Below are 19,824 nucleotides of genomic sequence, written 5' to 3'. Positions count from 1 at the left end.
TTATGCCCATAAAAAAATCCCCGCTGATTTATCTGGCGGGGATTTTTATTGGACATCAATATCTATACTCTAAATAATCCGAGTTGCAGGAAGGCGGCGACAGAGCGAGTTCCATGGACGGGCCAAGTCACAAAAGCAGCCAACGCACATGCAGCTTGGCGTATGATGAGTACAATTGATGGCCTTATAACGGGTCTACCTTCAGGCAAGAGACCGCATGGCGGAAACTGCCTTCTAATAGTGGGCGGGTTTTTGCACATTCTGGCCCGGCGATGGGGCAGCGAGTGCGGAATACACAACCTGATGGCGGGTTAATCGGTGAGGGTAATTCCCCTTCGAGCAACTGAATCACTTTCGCCCTTTCTTTATCCGGATCGGGGATAGGCACGGCCGACATCAATGCTTTGGTGTAAGGGTGCTGAGGGTTATGGTAAACCTCATCATAAGTCCCCAGCTCCACCGCATGGCCCAGATACATAACCAATACTCGGTCAGAAATATGTTTTACCACCGCCAGATCATGCGCGATGAAAATCAGTGACAGCCCCATTTCACGTTGTAATTGCTGCAACAGATTCACAACTTGCGCCTGGATTGACACATCCAACGCCGATACTGGCTCATCACAAATGACCAGTTTCGGCTCAAGAATCAAGGCGCGGGCAATCCCAATACGCTGGCACTGGCCACCCGAGAATTCATGAGGATAGCGGTTGATTAAGTTAGGCAGCAAACCCACCTTTAACATCATGGCCTTAACTTTATCTTTGATTTCCTGACGTGGCATTTTGGGATGATAAGTCCGCAATGGCTCGGCAATGATTTCGCCAATAGTCATTCGCGGATTAAGGGACGCCAGCGGATCTTGGAATATCATCTGAATATCACTGCGTGTTGCCCGCCACTCGGCATCACTCATATTGAGTAAATCTTTACCTAACCAAGTTACAGTGCCGCCTGTCGCTTTCACCAAACCAATAATGGCACGCGCAAAAGTTGATTTACCGCAGCCAGATTCACCCACCACGCCCAAGGTTTCACCTTCATACAGACGCAAGGTAACGCCATCAACCGCCTTAAGTGTTTTTGACGGCTGCCAAAACCACTGCTTACCATCCTGAATATCAAAGTGAACTTTCAGGTCGGCCACTTCCAACAAGACTTTTTGCTCTGTCATGGTATTCATACCAATTCCCCTACTGGCTTATAGCAGGCACGTAAACGGCCATCACCAAAGTGTTCTAATGCCGGAGCTGTCCCGCAGCGTTCCATTGCATATTGGCAACGAGGCTGGAACGGGCACCCTTTCGGCAAGCGCAGTAAATTAGGTGGATTACCCGGAATGGTCATGAGAGATTCGCCTTCAGCATCAAGACGAGGGACTGCATTTAGTAAGCCAATAGAATAAGGGTGGCTGGGGTGATAAAACACATCACGGGCCTGACCATATTCCATAGTTCGGCCCGCATACATCACCAGAACTTTATTACAAATACCGGCAACCACCCCCAGATCATGGGTAATCATGATGATTGCAGTATTAAACTCATTCTTAAGTTCATTCAGCAAAGTCATGATTTGAGCCTGAACTGTTACATCCAGTGCAGTTGTCGGCTCATCAGCAATCAACAGTTTAGGGCGACACAGCAACGCCATGGCTATCATCACCCGCTGGCGCATACCCCCAGAAAATTCATGAGGATACATCCGCATGCGCTTACGCGCTTCCGGCATTTTTACCGCGTCAAGCATGCGGATTGACTCTTCAAACGCTTCGCTCTTACTCATCTTTTTATGCAATTGCAGCACTTCCATTAGCTGCTCACCCACGCGCATATAAGGGTTAAGAGAGGTCATTGGGTCTTGGAAGATCATCGAGATTTCTTCGGCCCGTAAGCGGTTCAATTGTTTCTCGGGTAAATTGAGAATTTCACGGCCATGAAACTTCGCCGAACCGCCTATGCGGCCATTACTGGCCAGTAACCCCATCAAAGCAAAGGCCGTTTGCGATTTGCCGGAACCTGATTCACCCACAATACCGAGCGTTTCACCGGCGCGCAGGTCAAAATTAAGGGCATTAACGGCAGTAACATCGCCGTCTGGTGTACCGAATGTGACGGTCAAGTCTTTGACATCCAACAGGACATCATGCTGAACAGCAGACTGATTATCAATAGTCGTCATCGTGCTACTCCTCAGCGGTCTTTCGGGTCGAGGGCATCACGCAAGCCATCGCCGATAAAGTTGAAACAAAACAGCGTCACTACCAAGAAACCGGCAGGAAACATCAATAACCACGGAGAAACTTCCATTGAGTTGGCACCATCACTGAGTAATGCGCCCCAACTGCTCAATGGCTCTTGCGTCCCTAATCCTAAGAAACTCAGGAATGATTCAAACAAAATCATGCTGGGAACCAGTAAAGAGGCGTATACCACCACCACACCCAATACGTTCGGTACAATATGGCGCAACACAATATTGCGCGTGGAAACCCCGCCCACCAACGCCGCTTCGATGAACTCTTTGCGTTTCAGACTTAAGGTTTGCCCGCGCACGATACGCGCCATATCCAGCCAGGACACCATCCCGATCGCCACAAATATCAACAGAATATTCTGGCCAAAGAAAGTCACCAACAGAATGACGAAGAACATGAAGGGAAATGAGTTAAGAATTTCCAGCACACGCATCATCAGTGAGTCAATTTTCCCGCCGAGATAGCCTGATAATGACCCATATAATGTGCCGACCACCACCGCCACCAAGGCCGCAGAAACCCCCACCATCAATGAGATGCGCCCACCAATAGCGACTCGCACCAATAAGTCACGGCCAGATGAATCAGTACCAAAGTAGTGTCCGGATTCAATATCGGGTGCCGCTGACATCATGCCCCAGTCAGTATCTGCATAGGAAAACTGAGCTAACATCGGGGCCAGAATAACAAATAAGGTAATTAACATTAGGATCACCAAACTGGTGATCGCCGCGCGGTTATGAATAAAGCGGCGGCGGGCATCCTGCCAAAGGCTGCGCCCTTCAACTTCCAGTTTTTCACTGAAAACTTCCAGAGCTTCGCTATTTTTCTTGCTCAACATAATTGGCGTGCTCCAGTGTTAATAACGGATTTTCGGATCGATAACGGCATACAGCACGTCGACAATCGCATTGAATAAAATGGTTAATGCGCCTACCAAAATGGTCAAACTCAGGACCAGAGAGTAATCGCGGTTTAACGCTCCGTTGACGAACAACTGACCAATACCCGGCAACCCAAAAATAGTTTCAATCACCATTGAACCGGTGATAATGCCAACAAATGCTGGCCCCATATAGGAGAGAACCGGTAGCAATGCCGGTTTTAATGCGTGGCGTAATACAATCGTTCGCAGTGGCAAACCTTTGGCCCGCGCTGTGCGAATAAAGTTGGAATGCAGAACCTCAATCATTGAGCCGCGAGTAATACGCGCGATACTGGCAATATACGCCAATGACAGCGCCACCATCGGCAAAATAATATATTGCGGTGCCCCGCCATTCCAACCACCGCCAGGTAGCCATTTTAATATAATGGCGAACACCAGCACTAATAAAGGTGCCACAACAAAGCTCGGGATAACCACCCCGGTCATAGCAAACCCCATGACCATATAGTCCCACTTAGTATTTTGATTCAGCGCAGCAATAACACCGGCACTAACACCTAATACTACAGCGAGTAAAAATGCAGCCAGCCCAAGTTTAGCTGAAACAGGAAACGAGGCGGCAACCAGCTCATTGACAGTGTAATCTTTATATTTGAATGATGGCCCAAGATCACCCTGTGCCAATTGGCCCAAATAATTAAAATACTGCTTATAAACTGGGTCATTGAGGTGATATTTCGCCTCAATATTCGCCATCACTTCAGGGGGAAGATTACGTTCGCCGGTGAATGGACTGCCCGGGGCAAGACGCATCATAAAGAATGAGATGGTGATCAAAATGAAAAGTGTCGGAATTGCTTCCAGACAGCGGCGTAGAATAAATTTTAACATTGCCTGTACCTTTAGCCTTTTTGAATTATCAAACAATAAGGGCAGCCCACAAATTTGGCGGCTGCCCTTAAGATATTACTGCTTGATAATATAAAGATCTTTAACGTGCATGTTATCCAGTGGGTCTTTACCGGTATAACCACCGACATAAGGTTTCACTAAACGGGCATTCACGTAATAGAACAAGGGTACGATAGCAGAGTCTTTATCCAGCAAGACTTCGGCTTGTTGGTACAAACCAGCACGCTCTTTCTCAGTTTTAACTTTCAGCGTATCTTTTATCAGCTTATCAAACGCCGGGCTTTTATAATGCACGGTGTTGTTGCTGCTGTCAGATAGCATCATATTCAGGAAAGAAGAAGGTTCGTTATAGTCAGCACACCAGCCGGCACGCGCCACATCGAAAGCCCCTTGGTGACGACTATCTAGGAAGGTTTTCCACTCTTGGTTTTCCAACTTAACGTCAACACCCAGGTTTTTCTTCCAGATAGAGGCGGCGGCAATAGCCAGCTTCTTGTGTAAGTCTGATGTGTTGTATAACAGATTGAATGTCAGCGGTTTATCTTTAGTGTAACCAGCTTCCGCCAGTAACTTTTTAGCCACTTCATTTCGTTTTTCTTGTGTCCAACTGAACCATTCTGGCGGAGTCAACTCGGCACCACTGGTGTATGGCGGGGTGAAACCATAGGCCGGTAAATCGCCTTGGTTTTTCACTTTGTTCACGATGATATCGCGATCCATACCCAGTTTCAGGGCTTCACGAACGCGAGCATCAGTGAATGGCGCTTTTTGGTTGTTGATTTCGTAGTAATAGGTGCACAGATACGGGTCAACATGAACTTCTTCTGGGATCTCTTTTTTCAGCTTCTGGAATAATTCAATCGGCATGTTGTTATAGGTCATGTCGATTTCACCACTGCGATAGCGGTTAACATCAGTCACTTCGGAAGAGATTGGCAGGTAAGTTACCTGATTAATGACGGTCTTGGCATTATCCCAATAAGTCGGGCTGCGCTCTAACACGATACGTTCGTTAACGACCCAATCTTTCAACTTATAGGCACCGTTACCGACAAAGTTCTGCGGCTGAGTCCACTTATCGCCAAATTTCTCTATCGCGGTTTTGTTCACCGGGGACATAGAAGGATGCGCTAATAATTTATCCAAATAAGGCACTGGCTCACTCAACGTGACTTCCAGAGTATGGTCATCCAGAGCTTTCACGCCCAAGGTATCGGGTGCTTGTTTACCGGTTATAATATTGTCGATATTAGCAATATGGGCATATTGCACATAGCTTGCGTAAGGAGAAACTGTTTTAGGATCCGCCAGACGTTGCCAGCTATAAACAAAATCTTGTGCCGTTACAGGGTCACCATTTGACCATTTAGCATCTTTACGCAGATGGAAAGTCCACACTTTAAAATCTTTATTGTCCCAACTTTCTGCCACACCGGGTAAAATTTTGCCGTTAGGATCGTTAATAACCAACCCTTCTAATAGATCGCGTGAGATATTTGATTCAGGGACACCTTCAATTTTATGTGGGTCTAATGACTGAGGTTCAGAACCATTATTTCGCACTAAAACTTGTTTTTCAGCCAGTTGTACGCCTGCGGGCACATTCGCTGCAAAAGTATTGCCTACAGCCATCATACCTAAAGCAGCCACAATGCCTGCGGCCAGGAGACTTTTCTTCGTGATGTTGGTCATGCTTATATCCACTCCAGTTTTTATTATTGCATCGCCCAATAATCAGGCGAGCTTCACCTTTAAAAGGTATGTATAAATTACATCGCGCGGGGAACGAATCCGCCCTGTAATACCCTATATGTATTAACATCAGACGAAAATTCGTACTGTGTTATACATCCCTAATACCCTATTTGTTTTCCTAAGTACTTTATGACTCGACTTCCTACGGCTAACCGCTTTTCACTACTCTAATTTACGAATATAAAGATTTTTTAAATCTATTAAATCTTGTGGATCCTTACCCGTAAACCCGCCCACGGTTGGCCGAATTAGGCGCACACTGACGCGATAGTATACTGGCACCATGGCAGAGTCTTTATCCAATAAGTTTTCAGCCTGTTGATATAACGCAGTGCGCACTTTGGCATCCGGGGCCGCTAATGTTTTGGCTAATAACGCATCAAACTCAGGATTCTTATAGAAAAAAGTATTATTACTGCTGTCCGATAACAACATATTAAGGAATGCCGTCGGCTCATTGTAATCACCGCACCAGGTTGCTCTGGCAACATCAAATTGGCCTTGATGGCGACTTTCTAAAGAGGTTTTCCACTCTTGATTCTGCAAAGTGACAGTGGCACCGAGATTTTTTTGCCACATTGAGGCGGCAGCAATAGCCTGTTGTTTATTTTGATCTGAGGTGTTGTAGAGCAAATTAAACTTCAATGGATTCTCAGCATTGAAACCGGCCTCAGCGAGTAATTTCTTCGCTTCAGCATTCCGTTTTTCCTGAGTCCAACTGGCCCACTCGGGTAAAGCGAAATTACCGCCATCGGTAAATGTTGGGGTGAAACCATACGCAGGAATCTGCCCTTGCCCCATAATTTTGGTCGCAATAATATCCCGATCTAGCGTTAATTTAATGGCAGCTCGAACCCTTGCATCCGTGAAAGGGGTTTTTTGATTATTAATCTCGTAATAAAAAGTACAAAGGTATGGGCTGACATGAACCTGCTCTGGCAGGTCTTTTTTCATTTTGGCAAACAAATTGGGGGGAATGGCGCTGTTGGTAATATCGATTTCACCGCTACGGTAGCGATTGATATCACTCACTTCAGAAGTAATGGGTAGAAAAGTCGCCTTATTGATGATGGTGTCTTTATTATTCCAATAAGTCGGGCTACGTTCGAGCACAATACGCTCGTTAACCACCCAGTCTTTTAATTTATAGGCACCATTACCGACAAAATTCTGTGGAAGCGTCCATTTATCGCCATATTTTTCAACGACATCACGCTTAACCGGTTTCATTGAAGTGTGTGACAGCATACTAATAAAATAAGGAACGGGTTCGGTCAAAGTGACTTGCAACGTCTTGGTATCTAATGCTTTCACGCCTAATTCATCTGGCTTTTTGACACCTTTTAGCACCGCATCAATATTCTCAATTTGGGCATACTGTAAATAACTGGCATAAGGAGAACCTATTTTAGGATTAGCCAGGCGCTGCCAGCTATAAACAAAATCCTGCGCAGTAACCGGCGTGCCATCACTCCAGACCGCATTATCGCGCAGATGGAAAGTCCAGACTTTATAACCATTATTATCCCAATGGCTTGCAACAGCCGGAATGATATGGCCGTTAGCATCATTACTTACCAGCCCTTCTAATAGATTTAGAATAATATTGGTTTCAGGATTTCCCTCAACCTTATGCGGGTCTAAAGAGGCAACCTCAGAACCATTATTAATAGTAATACTCTGATCTAACGCTAATTCTACGCCCGGAAGAACGGTTGCAGCCATCGATCCCGCAGAGAATGACAAACCCAAAATAGTGCCAATTATTGCCAGTGGTCGCTGTTTAAACTTTATTTGCATTTCTAACCGCCCTTTTACGAGATTTGTGATGTTTTTCTCAAGGTTATGCGTCAATCTGCCGCCAACAACCACTAGCAATAACTATTCCAAAAATAAAAACCACGGTTCAGTTTCATTGAAAAAACAAGAAAACTCTCGTTAGGGAGTTGCCCGAAAGCTAACAGAACCCGAAATCTGACGCCAATAATTTTTACAGAAATGTTAAGCAATTCTCTTTTTTACTGAGTCAGTATCAGTAGTAATGCAGGATATTATCATCCAAGAAAACACATAAGCACATGAATTAATTGGTTATAAATGATAATATTTTTAACTTCACGTCAAAAATTATGTTTAAAAACAGTGATAAGAAACATAAAGTTAACATTTTTATCATTGTTAGAATAAACGCCTACTCACTGCGTACTAATCACTAATAACATCTAGATAAATTCAGCACAAGCCCTACAGAATGATGTGAGCATTTTAACAACAAATAGCGTATTTAATTTAATCGGAAGGTTATCCAACCCTTTATTAAAGATGAATAAATAAGCCTTAAACCAAATTATTTGTTCAGAATATCTATTAGTGCAGCATTTGAGTGCAACAGATTAAATTTCCTGCATCATTTGCACCAAAATAACGCGCGGGGACTTAAATATCATGCTAATGGCAAGAAAAAAGCCACCGGTCATAAACCCGTGGCCTCTTAATGATGAGTTGTCTTATGAGGAGGTTAAAGCAATCCTGGGAAAATAGCCTTAATACCGGTAACAATGAATTCGATACCCAATGCCATCAGCAGTAAACCCATAATACGGGTAATAACGTTAATGCCGGTTTGACCGAGTAATCGAACCAATAGCGGCGCAGCCCGGAACAATAACCAACAACAAAAAGCAAACAGTGCAATTGCAACAGTTAACCCCAGCAGGTTCTGCCAACTGTGATAGCGAGAACTCCACACGATAGTTGAACTAATTGCCCCCGGCCCGGCCATTAATGGTAATGCCAATGGGACAACGCCAATACTTTCGCGTACTGCAGTTTCTGTTTTTTCCTGTTTATTCTGTTTATCTTCACCCAGTTTACCGCTGATCATCGACATGGCAATACTGACCACCAAGATGCCCCCGGCAATACGGAATGAATCAATAGAAATACCAAATATTTTCAGGATGGCATCCCCAAGGAACAGAGAGATCCATAAAATAATCGCCACTGACAGGTTAGCTGTCAGGTTAGTTTTATCCCGGCCCGCAGCTGCCTGATAACTTGTCATACTGATAAATACTGGCAAGATACCCACCGGGTTAACCAGTGCAAATAAGCCAACAAAAAACTTGATGTAACCTGAAAGGTCCAACAGGGATTGACTCACACATCACTCCGCGCAATTGCTTATAAATACATCACAGATATCAGGTCACTATACCTAATGTCCCGAGGCAACACATCTTACGGCTAAACCTTGGAAAATTCGCGGGCAAATAATGATGCCACCACACGCCGCAACTGGCCTCCACTGCTCACCCCCCTGACAACAGTTCTTTTCACTGAAAATCACCCTTAGGACAACCCCAAAGTAGATGTGCGCGCTAATGTAATAGAATTAGTCACAGGAATCCATGGAATAAACCCGCATTTAGGCGGGATAAATCTCCACTGTCTAAAATAATCATTATTGTTAATATTCTGTGGCGTCAATGATGATTTAACGTCATGAATTGTCACTTTATTTACGCTAATGATAATTACTCTCGACTAATAATTGCTGAATGGTGTCAGCTTGCGGATTTTGTGATTTAAATCACGAAAATCAGTCCTAAGAATCGTTAAGCTCAGAGCCGTAGTAGAGTGAACCTTTAGCAAGAAATGGAGTATCTGGGTTGAAAAGAGTGTTTTTCTCCCACTTTATTCCTGGCGAACTTAAAGCTCTTTCAGTAAATCAGCGGTAAAGAATGAGAAAGTAAGATATAAAAACTATCTCTATTCGAGAGTACAGCACGGCTTAGCCTGTCTATACTCATTGCTTCAACAGCTCATTTACTAAAAGAGTTTAACATTATCAGGAGAGCATTATGGCTGTAACGAATGTCGCTGAACTTAACGAGCTAGTAGCACGCGTCAAGAAAGCCCAGCGCGAGTATGCCAACTTTACTCAAGAGCAGGTTGATAAAATCTTCCGTGCCGCAGCTCTGGCTGCAGCAGATGCCCGTATTCCTCTGGCCAAACTGGCTGTAGAAGAATCTGGCATGGGTATTGTGGAAGACAAAGTGATCAAAAACCACTTCGCTTCTGAATACATTTATAATGCATACAAAGATGAAAAGACTTGTGGCATTCTGGAAGAAGATAAAACCTTTGGTACTATCACTATCGCTGAACCAATCGGTTTGATTTGCGGTATCGTGCCAACGACCAACCCGACCTCTACCGCTATCTTCAAAGCATTGATTAGCTTGAAGACCCGTAACGGTATCGTATTCTCTCCACATCCACGTGCTAAAGACGCAACCAATAAAGCTGCAGATATCGTGCTTCAAGCCGCAATCGCCGCAGGTGCGCCAGCAGATATTATTGGTTGGATTGATGCCCCTACTGTTGAGTTATCTAACCAACTGATGCACCACCCAGACATTAACTTGATTCTGGCCACCGGTGGCCCAGGCATGGTTAAAGCTGCTTACAGTTCTGGTAAGCCTGCTATCGGTGTTGGTGCGGGTAACACGCCAGTTGTTGTTGATGAAACAGCCGATATCAAACGTGTTGTTGCCTCTATTCTGATGTCTAAAACCTTTGATAACGGCGTCATTTGTGCGTCTGAGCAATCTATCATTGTTGTTGACTCAGTTTATGATGCTGTTCGTGAGCGTTTTTCTTCCCACGGCGGCTACCTGTTACAGGGCAAAGAACTGAAAGCTGTTCAGGACATCATCCTGAAAAATGGTGGCCTGAACGCGGCTATCGTAGGTCAGCCAGCAACTAAAATTGCTGAAATGGCCGGCATCAAAGTTCCTGCTAATACTAAGATTCTGATCGGCGAAGTTAAAGTTGTTGATGAATCAGAGCCATTCGCTCACGAAAAACTGTCTCCAACACTGGCGATGTATCGTGCGAAGAACTTTGAAGACGCTGTTGAAAAAGCAGAAAAACTGGTGGAAATGGGCGGTATAGGCCATACCTCTTGCCTGTATACAGACCAAGATAACCAGCCTGCGCGCGTTAAGTATTTCGGCGATAAAATGAAAACCGCCCGAATCTTAATCAATACCCCTGCCTCTCATGGTGGTATCGGTGACCTGTATAACTTCAAAGTAGCGCCATCTCTGACGCTGGGTTGCGGTTCTTGGGGTGGTAACTCCATCTCTGAAAACGTCGGTCCGAAACACTTGATCAACAAGAAAACTGTGGCTAAGCGAGCAGAAAACATGTTGTGGCATAAACTCCCGAAATCTATTTACTTCCGCCGTGGCTCCCTGCCTATCGCGTTGGAAGAAGTGGCAACTGACGGTGCAAAACGTGCCTTCATCGTGACTGACCGCTACCTGTTCAACAACGGTTATGCTGATCAAATCACCAGCGTACTGAAATCTCACGGTATCGAAACTGAAGTCTTCTTCGAAGTAGAAGCGGACCCTACCCTGAGTATTGTGCGCAAAGGTGCAGAGCAGATGAACTCCTTCAAACCAGACGTGATCATCGCGCTGGGTGGTGGTTCACCGATGGATGCTGCGAAAATCATGTGGGTCATGTACGAACACCCAGAAACCCACTTCGAAGAACTGGCATTACGCTTTATGGATATCCGTAAACGTATTTACAAGTTCCCGAAAATGGGCGTGAAAGCGAAAATGATCGCCGTAACCACCACATCAGGTACGGGTTCAGAAGTTACACCATTCGCGGTAGTTACCGACGATGCCACAGGCCAGAAATATCCATTGGCTGACTATGCATTGACTCCAGATATGGCAATCGTTGATGCCAACCTGGTTATGAATATGCCTAAGTCTCTGTGTGCGTTCGGTGGTTTGGATGCAGTGACCCATGCTCTGGAAGCTTATGTTTCTGTATTGGCGAACGAATACTCCGACGGCCAGGCTCTGCAAGCGCTGAAACTGCTGAAAGAATTCTTACCAGCCAGCTATCATGAAGGGGCAAAAAATCCGGTTGCACGTGAACGTGTTCACAACGCCGCGACTATTGCCGGTATCGCTTTTGCTAACGCCTTCTTGGGTGTCTGTCACTCAATGGCCCATAAACTGGGTTCTGAGTTCCACATTCCACACGGCTTGGCAAACGCCATGTTGATTTCTAACGTTATCCGCTATAACGCGAATGACAACCCAACCAAACAGACTGCATTCAGCCAGTATGACCGCCCACAAGCGCGTCGTCGTTATGCTGAAATTGCAGACCATCTGGGTCTGAGTGCTCCGGGCGACCGTACCGCACAGAAAATCCAGAAACTGCTGACTTGGTTAGATGAAATCAAAGCTGATTTGGGTATCCCAGCGTCAATCCGTGAAGCTGGCGTGCAAGAAGCAGACTTCCTGGCGAAAGTAGACAAACTGTCTGAAGATGCATTTGATGACCAGTGTACCGGTGCTAACCCGCGCTACCCACTGATCTCTGAGCTGAAACAGATCCTGATGGATACTTACTACGGCCGTGAATTCAGCGAAGAGCTGGATCATGAAGAAGTTGCAGTAGCCGCTCCAGCCCCAAAAGCTGAGAAAAAAGCCAAGAAGTAATTTCTATCTTAATGTGTAGTCTCACCGGTGGTGAGGCGAGCCACTGAAAGATATAACCCCCGACATCTGTTGGGGGTTTCTTTTTATATTCATCCAATGAATTTATACATAGTCTGCATACCATGCTTTACTCATTGCTTCTAAATCCCCGACAACGGCGATTTATAGTTGCCCTTACCTCATTCACCTGCCCCATCAAATAAACTCACCACATCTCACCAGATGCGATTTACTGAGGGATATCGTCGGATTAATAACTTATAAAAATGAATAGCTCGATGTCATCCCACCAATGATACTCAATAAAATACCTTGGTCATTTATGACGCGGTCAGAAATAGAGGTTAGAGAGTATGAGTCATACGCATAAGCACAATGAATGAAGCTGTACGGTGCTATATAGTGTTAATAACGTAAAAAGTAACTACCCCACTGCCTTTAATAAAGGAGCCAGTGAGGTGTTCTCTGGGCCGTTAAGGATATTGAGAGAGGGAGGCAGCTTTGATGGCTTCTTTATAATGGCGTCGGCAAACAGAAACGTAGCTTTCATTCCCACCGATAACAACTTGTTCACCATCGTGAACAGCCCGGCCCTGTGCATCTAAACGTAACACCATATTAGCCTTACGCCCACAATGACAAATTGTCTTTAGCTCGACCAATTTGTCAGCCCACGACAATAAGTATTTACTGCCAGGGAATAACTCACCGAGGAAGTCAGTGCGTAAACCATAACACAGCACAGGGATATGCAATTCATCCACCACCTGGCACAATTCCTGAACCTGCTCTTTAGTCAAAAATTGGCACTCATCGAGTAAAATACAATGGACCGGACTTCCCTGATGCTCGGTGTTGATTATAGATAATAATGATGTCCCACTATTGTAAAGCAGGGCCTGTGAAGACAGACCAATACGCGAACTGACTGTTCCAACCCCAAAGCGATTATCAATCTCGGCTGTAAACACCAGAGTGCGCATACCACGCTCTTGGTAGTTATAAGAGGACTGCAATAGCGCTGTAGATTTACCTGCATTCATTGCTGAGTAATAAAAATAAAGTTGAGCCATGGGCCTGTAGCTCCAATAGTATAATAAATGGTCACATTGACAACATATACACAGTTTATCATAAATCCCAAGGTTTCGTGGAGCAGAGGATCTCCTCTATATTACTGTTTTTTCTATTAAGTAATGAGATAACTAATGAAGTTGACAGAGCTTTGATGTGGAAATGCTTATGTATTATTAGCTAGGTTACATGACCCATTTCACAATATTGAGACAGTAAAAGTATTCTGTTTGAACATTAACCAGATTAGCGCGAGATGAAAGCAATAGTGTTTGATATGTAGGTCGCACGATTGGTACATTAATGATACGGGTAATGTGTTCTCATGATTAATTCGTAAATAGTGATAACAAATATTGCCGTGACCTGACAAAGCTTGGACTGCATGTTTTTTCTTACTCAATATTTCGTTGCGGCTATATCAATATCTCGGTGTTGTCGTGTGATCAGTTATTGTGCATCCCAACATGAGAAGTAACCTATTTTTGCTTTATTGATATAAAGCAAACTTATAACTTAGTGAGAAAATCATGCTCTCGAGCAAAATCATTAGTGAGTGAAACGAAAATTTACGTTAAAAACAGCTCAGATAATAACAAGTGCCCATCGTTTATTAGTAGTAAGCAGCAAGTTTTCGCTAATAAATACGTGAATTCGAGTATGCTAATCAAATTGGCTATTGCAGAAATTAAAATAGCACTCTATTATTATCCAGACGCCCCCCCACCAATTATAATTTGAGACCAGGACAATGAGCGAAGCGTTAAAAATTCTTAACAACATCCGTACTCTGCGTGCACAAGCGCGTGAATGCACTCTTGAAACTTTAGAAGAGATGCTGGAGAAACTCGAAGTGGTCGTTAATGAACGCCGCGAAGAAGACTCTCAAGCACAGGCAGAAATTGAAGAACGCACACGTAAATTACAGCAATACCGTGAAATGCTTATTGCAGATGGTATTGATCCAAATGAACTGTTGAATACTATTGCAGCTGCTAAAGCCGCAACTGGTAAATCAAAACGTGCTGCACGCCCTGCTAAATATCAGTACACAGACGAAAATGGCGATGTTAAAACCTGGACAGGCCAAGGCCGTACTCCAGCAGTGATTAAGAAAGCCATTGAAGATGAAGGCAAATCACTAGATGATTTCCTGCTGTAGTCGTAATAGTTAATTTACTATTGTGATAAAAATACCCTCCTATTATACGGGGGGTATTTTTTTGCGTTCTCTTTTAAGAGTCAAAACTCGTACTCCTCCAATGAATTACCCTATCTAACGGTTTACATCCAATCGGTAAACGACAGTCAATCTAAACATATCATTTTCAATAAATAACGTTCTGTTATCACTCTCAATGAGAGTCGATAAGAAGACTTCGCTAATTTATAACAATATAATAATCGCTATAACAGCCAAATCGGCATTATCCTTTGTGATATAAGATAAATTTAGCGATAAGCCACTGTTATTGAATCAGATGAGGATTAGTGTTGGCTACACAAAAAGAACTCCTTTAATTTTGTACCCAACACATAAACCCACTTTTACCACTTATTGCGCACGATTAATCGAAGCACCACGGCCAATCCCGTAATAAGTAAAACCTTGTCTATTTAGACGCTCGGGATCGTACAAATTGCGCCCATCAAAAATAACGGGGTGTTTAAGCTGGGACTTGATCATCCCAAAATCAGGCGCCCTAAAATTCTGCCATTCAGTACAAATAATCAAAGCGTCAGCGCCTTGTAATGCTGACTCCTTTGTACCCATTAATTTTAAGTCGTCCCTGGCACCATAAATCCGCTGTGCTTCATCCATTGCCTCGGGGTCATAAGCTTGAATAGTCACACCGGCTTTCCACAATGACTCCATTAAAATCCGACTCGGAGCTTCGCGCATATCATCCGTATTGGGTTTAAATGCTAACCCCCAAAGAGCCAATGTTTTTCCCGCCAGTTGTGAGTTAAAGTGACGCAGAATAAATTCGACCAATTTAAACTTTTGCTCATTATTGATTTGCTCAACAGCCTGTAACAACTGAGGCTGATAACCACAATTTTCGGCTGTACGAATTAACGCCTGAATATCTTTGGGGAAACAAGAACCACCATAACCACAGCCAGAATAAATAAAATGGTAGCCAATGCGCGAGTCAGAACCAATGCCCTGTCTCACCTTTTCGATATCTGCGCCAAGACGTTCAGCGATATTAGCAATTTCATTCATAAAACTGATCTTAGTTGCCAACATGCCGTTTGCTGCATATTTCGTCAGTTCAGCACTGCGAATATCCATTATTAACATCCGGTCATGATTTCGATTAAATGGCTCGTATAACTCGCTAATTAAATCGATAACACCGTTATCATCAGTATCAATGCCGATAACGATGCGTTCTGGACGTTTACAGTCAGCGACTGCCGCCCCTTCTTTTAGAAACTCAGGATTTGAAACCACATTGAATGCTATTTTCTTCCCTCGTTGCTGTAGAACAGTTTGTATCCTTTCTTGCACTTTATCCGCAGTCCCTACAGGGACGGTAGATTTATCGATAATAACTTTGGGAGTATCCATATATTTAGCAATGGTACTGGCAACGGCAAGCACATACTTCAGGTCAGCGGCACCATCTTCATCAGGAGGAGTGCCAACGGCTATAAATTGAATAGTGCCATGTGCTACACCAGCTTCTGCATCCGTGGAGAATTGTAGTCTGCCACTCTCATAATTCTCTTTTACCAGTGGTGCTAATCCGGGTTCGAAAATAGCGATATGGCCTTTTCGTAGATCAGCAACTTTCTTTTCATCAATATCTATACACATAACATCATGGCCAACTTCAGCCAGGACAGCAGCCTGGACTAACCCGACATAGCCAATACCAAAAACCGTAACCTTCATTCAATCTATCCTCAAGTCAAAAATTCAATAAGGGGCGTGCTACAGGTCATTATCAGTAACTAACCTTAATTTAGCCTGAGGCGACGTATCTTATTGCCTGTAAAAATAAAGCAGGTTGAAAATTTTCAGATATAAGTAAGGAAGAAAGTATATCAACCGATAATTATTACATCTCGGTTATACACATCGATTGAAGCATATTGGGCTTATTTCACAGATTCGTTATAGAACCATTTATATTAAGATAGATGTAGTCGTAAACAAATGTGTCAATATATTGATTTATTAAACTCATTATTCTATTTTCATAGCACGGCTGGCTCATCCGCGGACAGCATCAACCGTAACCGACTCCCTCCGCCCCAAATTTGGCACTGCCATGCAGCGCAACGCTGGCTAATTTGATTTAAATGGGTTGTTTTTAATGTTCCTAAAGGCACGCCATTACTGAGTTGAATCTGATGTTTACCTGCATGGACATTGGCATGTAACCCAGCGGAAATCAGTATCAAATTTTGATGCTCCACATGGTAATAGCCCATCAGCAAAGGAAATTGCCCCTCTAAATGGGTACGTCTTAAGAGCTGATTAACTTGTTCGAGTAAAGATGACATCTGTGGTAGACGGTGTTGTTGATGTGCTAAATGCTCTTGAAGAATCCCATTAAATAATACCCTTAGCAATAAAGCGGCTAAAACGCCGTTATCTCCCGCCCGTGTAACATCAAGGCAGTAGAAAGCGACATCTTTATCTGACAATGCTGCAATATCCAAGACTAACCCCGGTTTTTCAACCATGGTCAATTGCCGGTAGTTTATGCGGCAGTGAGCAATTGTTTGTTGTGCTGGAGGTTGGAGCTGCTTTAATAACTGAGCGGCATAATAAGGATTTTGGCGCAGCGCCTCCCAATCTTGAATAAGTTCAGTTTCTTCAATTGCATGGGAGGTAAATAATGCAGGATAAAGGCAGGCCAATACGGTTTCTCGCAAGCGTTTTAAGTCGACAATTGGCTTCAGCAAAACGTCTTTTACACCTAGACGCAGAACCTTAGCAATATCCGTCATTTTATCGGTTGCTGATATAACCAGAATGGGAATTTTCACCCCTTGAATGAGTAAACGCTCAACAAACTCTATCCCTCCCATCACTGGCATAGCCAGATCGCACAGTATCAGATCAGGAACCTGAGTTTTTAATCGTTCTAAAGCCACCAGTCCATTTTCCGCCTGGTGCACTGTCGCGCCGAGTGAACCTAAGAATTCCGCAATGACTGAGCGAAAAACTGTTTCGTCCTCAACGACTAAAATATTTTTACCTACTAGTGGTTTTTCCATGTACTGCTTCTCTTACTGACCTTAATGGTAATAGTGGCTCAAAATGATTGTTTGTGCTTGTCAGAAATTGTTATGCGCTATTTTGCCGACACCGACTTATGCTATCTGTGCTTTATCAGGGGATATAACTGTTCCGCGCACTTCTCCACGGCCAATTCTCCGGCAGCAATGGCTTCATCCGCACGGTGAAAATCCAACATTGATATTTGTGGACAATAAGGCTGAATAAGGACATCAGGAGGATCGCCGGCCATACGATTACGTTTCAATCGGTTTTCCAATACTTGTATCGACGTAGACATAATATCCATTGCGCTGGGTGCATTCTTTGGCGGGCTAGATGTTAGGTTCGTTATCCGTGCTTTCAAGCGCCGGTGCCAATTATCCGGGATCTCCGCAAGCTTGCTTTCAAGTGTTTGTGGAGAAAATATATCTTGCGCAATAAGATGTGCATCATGCTGCAAATCAACCGCAATAACGATATCAGCCCCCATAGCCCTGGCCAAAGAGATTGGAACCGGATTAACAACTGCACCATCAACAAGCCAATATCCCTCTAACAAAACAGGTGAGAATAACCCAGGCATACTGCACGATGCTCTGATAGCTTGCTTGATATCCCCCTCTGTAAGCCATAGCTCCCGACCAGTGGTTAAATTTGTTACCACGCACCCGAAAGGCAATGCGCATTCGGCGATATCTTGTACTTCAATAATTTCATTTACCACACTAAATACGCGCTTCCCGTGCAGTAGCCCACCACGCCGCCACGAAAAATCCATCATTCGGATAACATCCCAGTATTTAAATGAGCGCACCCAGCGTTCCATTACCTCCAGGTGATCACTGGCGTAAGCTGCACCAACTAATGAGCCAACTGAGCACCCAGCGACCACATCAATCTCTACGCCCATCTTTTTCAGTGCATTAATGACACCAATATGTGCCCATCCTTTAGCAGCTCCAGCTCCTAGTGCCAATCCAACCTTACTTTTTCTCATTGTGTTTCATCCATTTCGAATCACTTTGGCACATCCCCTACCCTGAAAAAGCAAATAAATGTAACGCCTCACACCCTGCACGTTGATAGTCAATTTAGTTGATATTAACCTTGCTGTAGCTAGGGAATAAAATGGGTATTTATTCTTTTACTTCACAGCCTTACTTATATAACTATAGTGAATATTTATTCTTCTGCTATTTTGATACAAATACTTTACATTTCATGGCTAAGATATAGCGCGGGGACGAAAAGACATACAATGAATATTGAAATATGCAAAATTGATCGGTTTATTTCTGAGATTGTTACACTAATTAATCAATTAGATGCGTACCAATCTGCACTCTAGCCCGCAGAAAACAATCATGCGGAGCCTATAGAGCATTTGGCTCAGATAAAAGCATATATTTATGTCGCGAAGTGGGAAGGCCGCATTGTCGGATGCGCGATTCTGGTACTACATGGGGATAGCGCCCCTGAAGTTAAACGCATTTTTGTCACGCCAGATTGCCGAGGTCACGGTATTGCATCATTGCTGATAACCGCCCTATTTGACAAAGCTAATACTTTAAAAATAAAGGAAATTTATCTTGAAACGGGAGTATTCCAGCCTGAAGCAATATGCTTATATCAACGACTAGGTTTTGAATTGACAACTCAACTCGGCCATTATGCCTATGATCCATTGAGTATATTTATGGTGAAAAAGTTATACCCCAATCAATGAGTAAAACATAAGAAGCATATATGAAGGACATACAACTAATTTATTAATTATATTCTTTTAATTTTATTATCATCAACAGCAGATAAAAAGCAAAATAGCCACCTTAATGGTAGCTATTTAGAGTTAATATTCAGGATCACGCGCTCAACAGGCGAAATATCATCTGATAAAAACAAACACGAGAAACAGGTCATGCACAGTGCATTGTTACTTTATGGTCTGTCTGCAATAAGCTCAGAACCATCACCTATGAACCGAGTTTCGTCCAGAATATTATGAAGACTAATATATTAATAACGAAATAATTAACCGTTAATAGTACCGAATGAGACATTCATTTTTTCGAACATTGCGATAACTTTGTTAATCAGTTTCATGGCTAGCTCCAGTCATATCTTTATTTTTATGTGATACACATCACAGTTG

14 protein-coding genes are annotated in these 19,824 nt (G+C 43.6%); 3 read left to right on the top strand and 11 right to left on the bottom strand.

All coding sequences use genetic code 11. The features are described from left to right. Window positions 1–184: 184 nt before the first annotated feature. From oppF to OP863_RS09480, 7 genes are all read right to left on the bottom strand, one after another. On the bottom strand, window positions 185–1,186 hold the full coding sequence (gene oppF, locus OP863_RS09510; protein ID WP_038633194.1) for a murein tripeptide/oligopeptide ABC transporter ATP binding protein OppF: 1,002 nt from the start codon (window positions 1,184–1,186) through the stop codon (window positions 185–187). Beyond that, window positions 1,183–2,184, bottom strand: a complete 1,002-nt coding sequence (locus OP863_RS09505; protein ID WP_042562365.1) for an ABC transporter ATP-binding protein — start codon at window positions 2,182–2,184, stop codon at window positions 1,183–1,185. Before OP863_RS09505 ends, oppF begins: the two co-directional genes overlap by 4 nt. Before the next feature lie 11 nt (window positions 2,185–2,195). Continuing rightward, a complete protein-coding gene (oppC, locus tag OP863_RS09500) occupies window positions 2,196–3,104 on the bottom strand; it encodes an oligopeptide ABC transporter permease OppC (RefSeq protein ID WP_186378142.1) in 909 nt (302 codons plus the stop codon). A gap of 15 nt (window positions 3,105–3,119) precedes the next feature. Continuing rightward, window positions 3,120–4,040: an oligopeptide ABC transporter permease OppB gene (gene oppB, locus OP863_RS09495; RefSeq protein ID WP_038633200.1), complete on the bottom strand. Its 921-nt coding sequence runs from the start codon at window positions 4,038–4,040 to the stop codon at window positions 3,120–3,122. Between the two features lie 75 nt (window positions 4,041–4,115). After that, window positions 4,116–5,753 (bottom strand): oligopeptide ABC transporter substrate-binding protein OppA, encoded by a 1,638-nt coding sequence (gene oppA, locus OP863_RS09490; RefSeq protein ID WP_038633203.1) that lies wholly within the window; start codon window positions 5,751–5,753, stop codon window positions 4,116–4,118. Window positions 5,754–5,978: 225 nt separating this feature from the next. Further along, the gene (locus OP863_RS09485; protein WP_145591458.1) at window positions 5,979–7,616 is read right to left on the bottom strand and encodes an ABC transporter substrate-binding protein; all 1,638 of its coding nucleotides are present in this window, start codon (window positions 7,614–7,616) and stop codon (window positions 5,979–5,981) included. Between the two features lie 718 nt (window positions 7,617–8,334). Next, a complete protein-coding gene (locus tag OP863_RS09480) occupies window positions 8,335–8,979 on the bottom strand; it encodes a YchE family NAAT transporter (RefSeq protein ID WP_004708395.1) in 645 nt (214 codons plus the stop codon). Between the two features lie 700 nt (window positions 8,980–9,679). Between OP863_RS09480 and adhE the strand changes: the two genes are divergently transcribed. Continuing rightward, window positions 9,680–12,355 (top strand): bifunctional acetaldehyde-CoA/alcohol dehydrogenase, encoded by a 2,676-nt coding sequence (gene adhE / locus OP863_RS09475; protein WP_145589052.1) that lies wholly within the window; start codon window positions 9,680–9,682, stop codon window positions 12,353–12,355. 473 nt (window positions 12,356–12,828) lie between these two features. Here adhE and OP863_RS09470 read toward each other — a convergent pair whose 3' ends face one another. Next, window positions 12,829–13,428 (bottom strand): thymidine kinase, encoded by a 600-nt coding sequence (locus OP863_RS09470; RefSeq protein WP_038633214.1) that lies wholly within the window; start codon window positions 13,426–13,428, stop codon window positions 12,829–12,831. Between the two features lie 752 nt (window positions 13,429–14,180). On the opposite strand from OP863_RS09470, the gene hns reads away from it, so the two are divergent. Next, window positions 14,181–14,591, top strand: coding sequence for a histone-like nucleoid-structuring protein H-NS (hns, locus tag OP863_RS09465; RefSeq protein ID WP_004390904.1), 411 nt, complete (start codon window positions 14,181–14,183; stop codon window positions 14,589–14,591). 393 nt (window positions 14,592–14,984) lie between these two features. Here the strand turns inward: hns and OP863_RS09460 are convergent, their stop codons facing one another. The 3 genes from OP863_RS09460 to rssA form a co-directional block, all read right to left on the bottom strand. Next, window positions 14,985–16,334: a UDP-glucose dehydrogenase family protein gene (locus OP863_RS09460; protein ID WP_265526172.1), complete on the bottom strand. Its 1,350-nt coding sequence runs from the start codon at window positions 16,332–16,334 to the stop codon at window positions 14,985–14,987. A 305-nt stretch (window positions 16,335–16,639) separates the two neighbouring features. Continuing rightward, window positions 16,640–17,668, bottom strand: a complete 1,029-nt coding sequence (gene rssB / locus OP863_RS09455) for a two-component system response regulator RssB (RefSeq protein ID WP_038633220.1) — start codon at window positions 17,666–17,668, stop codon at window positions 16,640–16,642. 101 nt (window positions 17,669–17,769) lie between these two features. Next, window positions 17,770–18,669, bottom strand: a complete 900-nt coding sequence (gene rssA / locus OP863_RS09450; protein ID WP_145588392.1) for a patatin-like phospholipase RssA — start codon at window positions 18,667–18,669, stop codon at window positions 17,770–17,772. 387 nt (window positions 18,670–19,056) lie between these two features. Between rssA and OP863_RS09445 the strand changes: the two genes are divergently transcribed. Beyond that, window positions 19,057–19,398, top strand: coding sequence for a GNAT family N-acetyltransferase (locus tag OP863_RS09445; protein ID WP_186378144.1), 342 nt, complete (start codon window positions 19,057–19,059; stop codon window positions 19,396–19,398). Window positions 19,399–19,824: the final 426 nt, after the last annotated feature.

This window comes from Yersinia sp. SCPM-O-B-9106 (C-191) (assembly GCF_026183365.1).
GTDB classification, from domain to species: Bacteria; Pseudomonadota; Gammaproteobacteria; order Enterobacterales; family Enterobacteriaceae; genus Yersinia; species Yersinia rochesterensis.
This window is presented reverse-complemented; position numbering and strand designations above follow the sequence as displayed.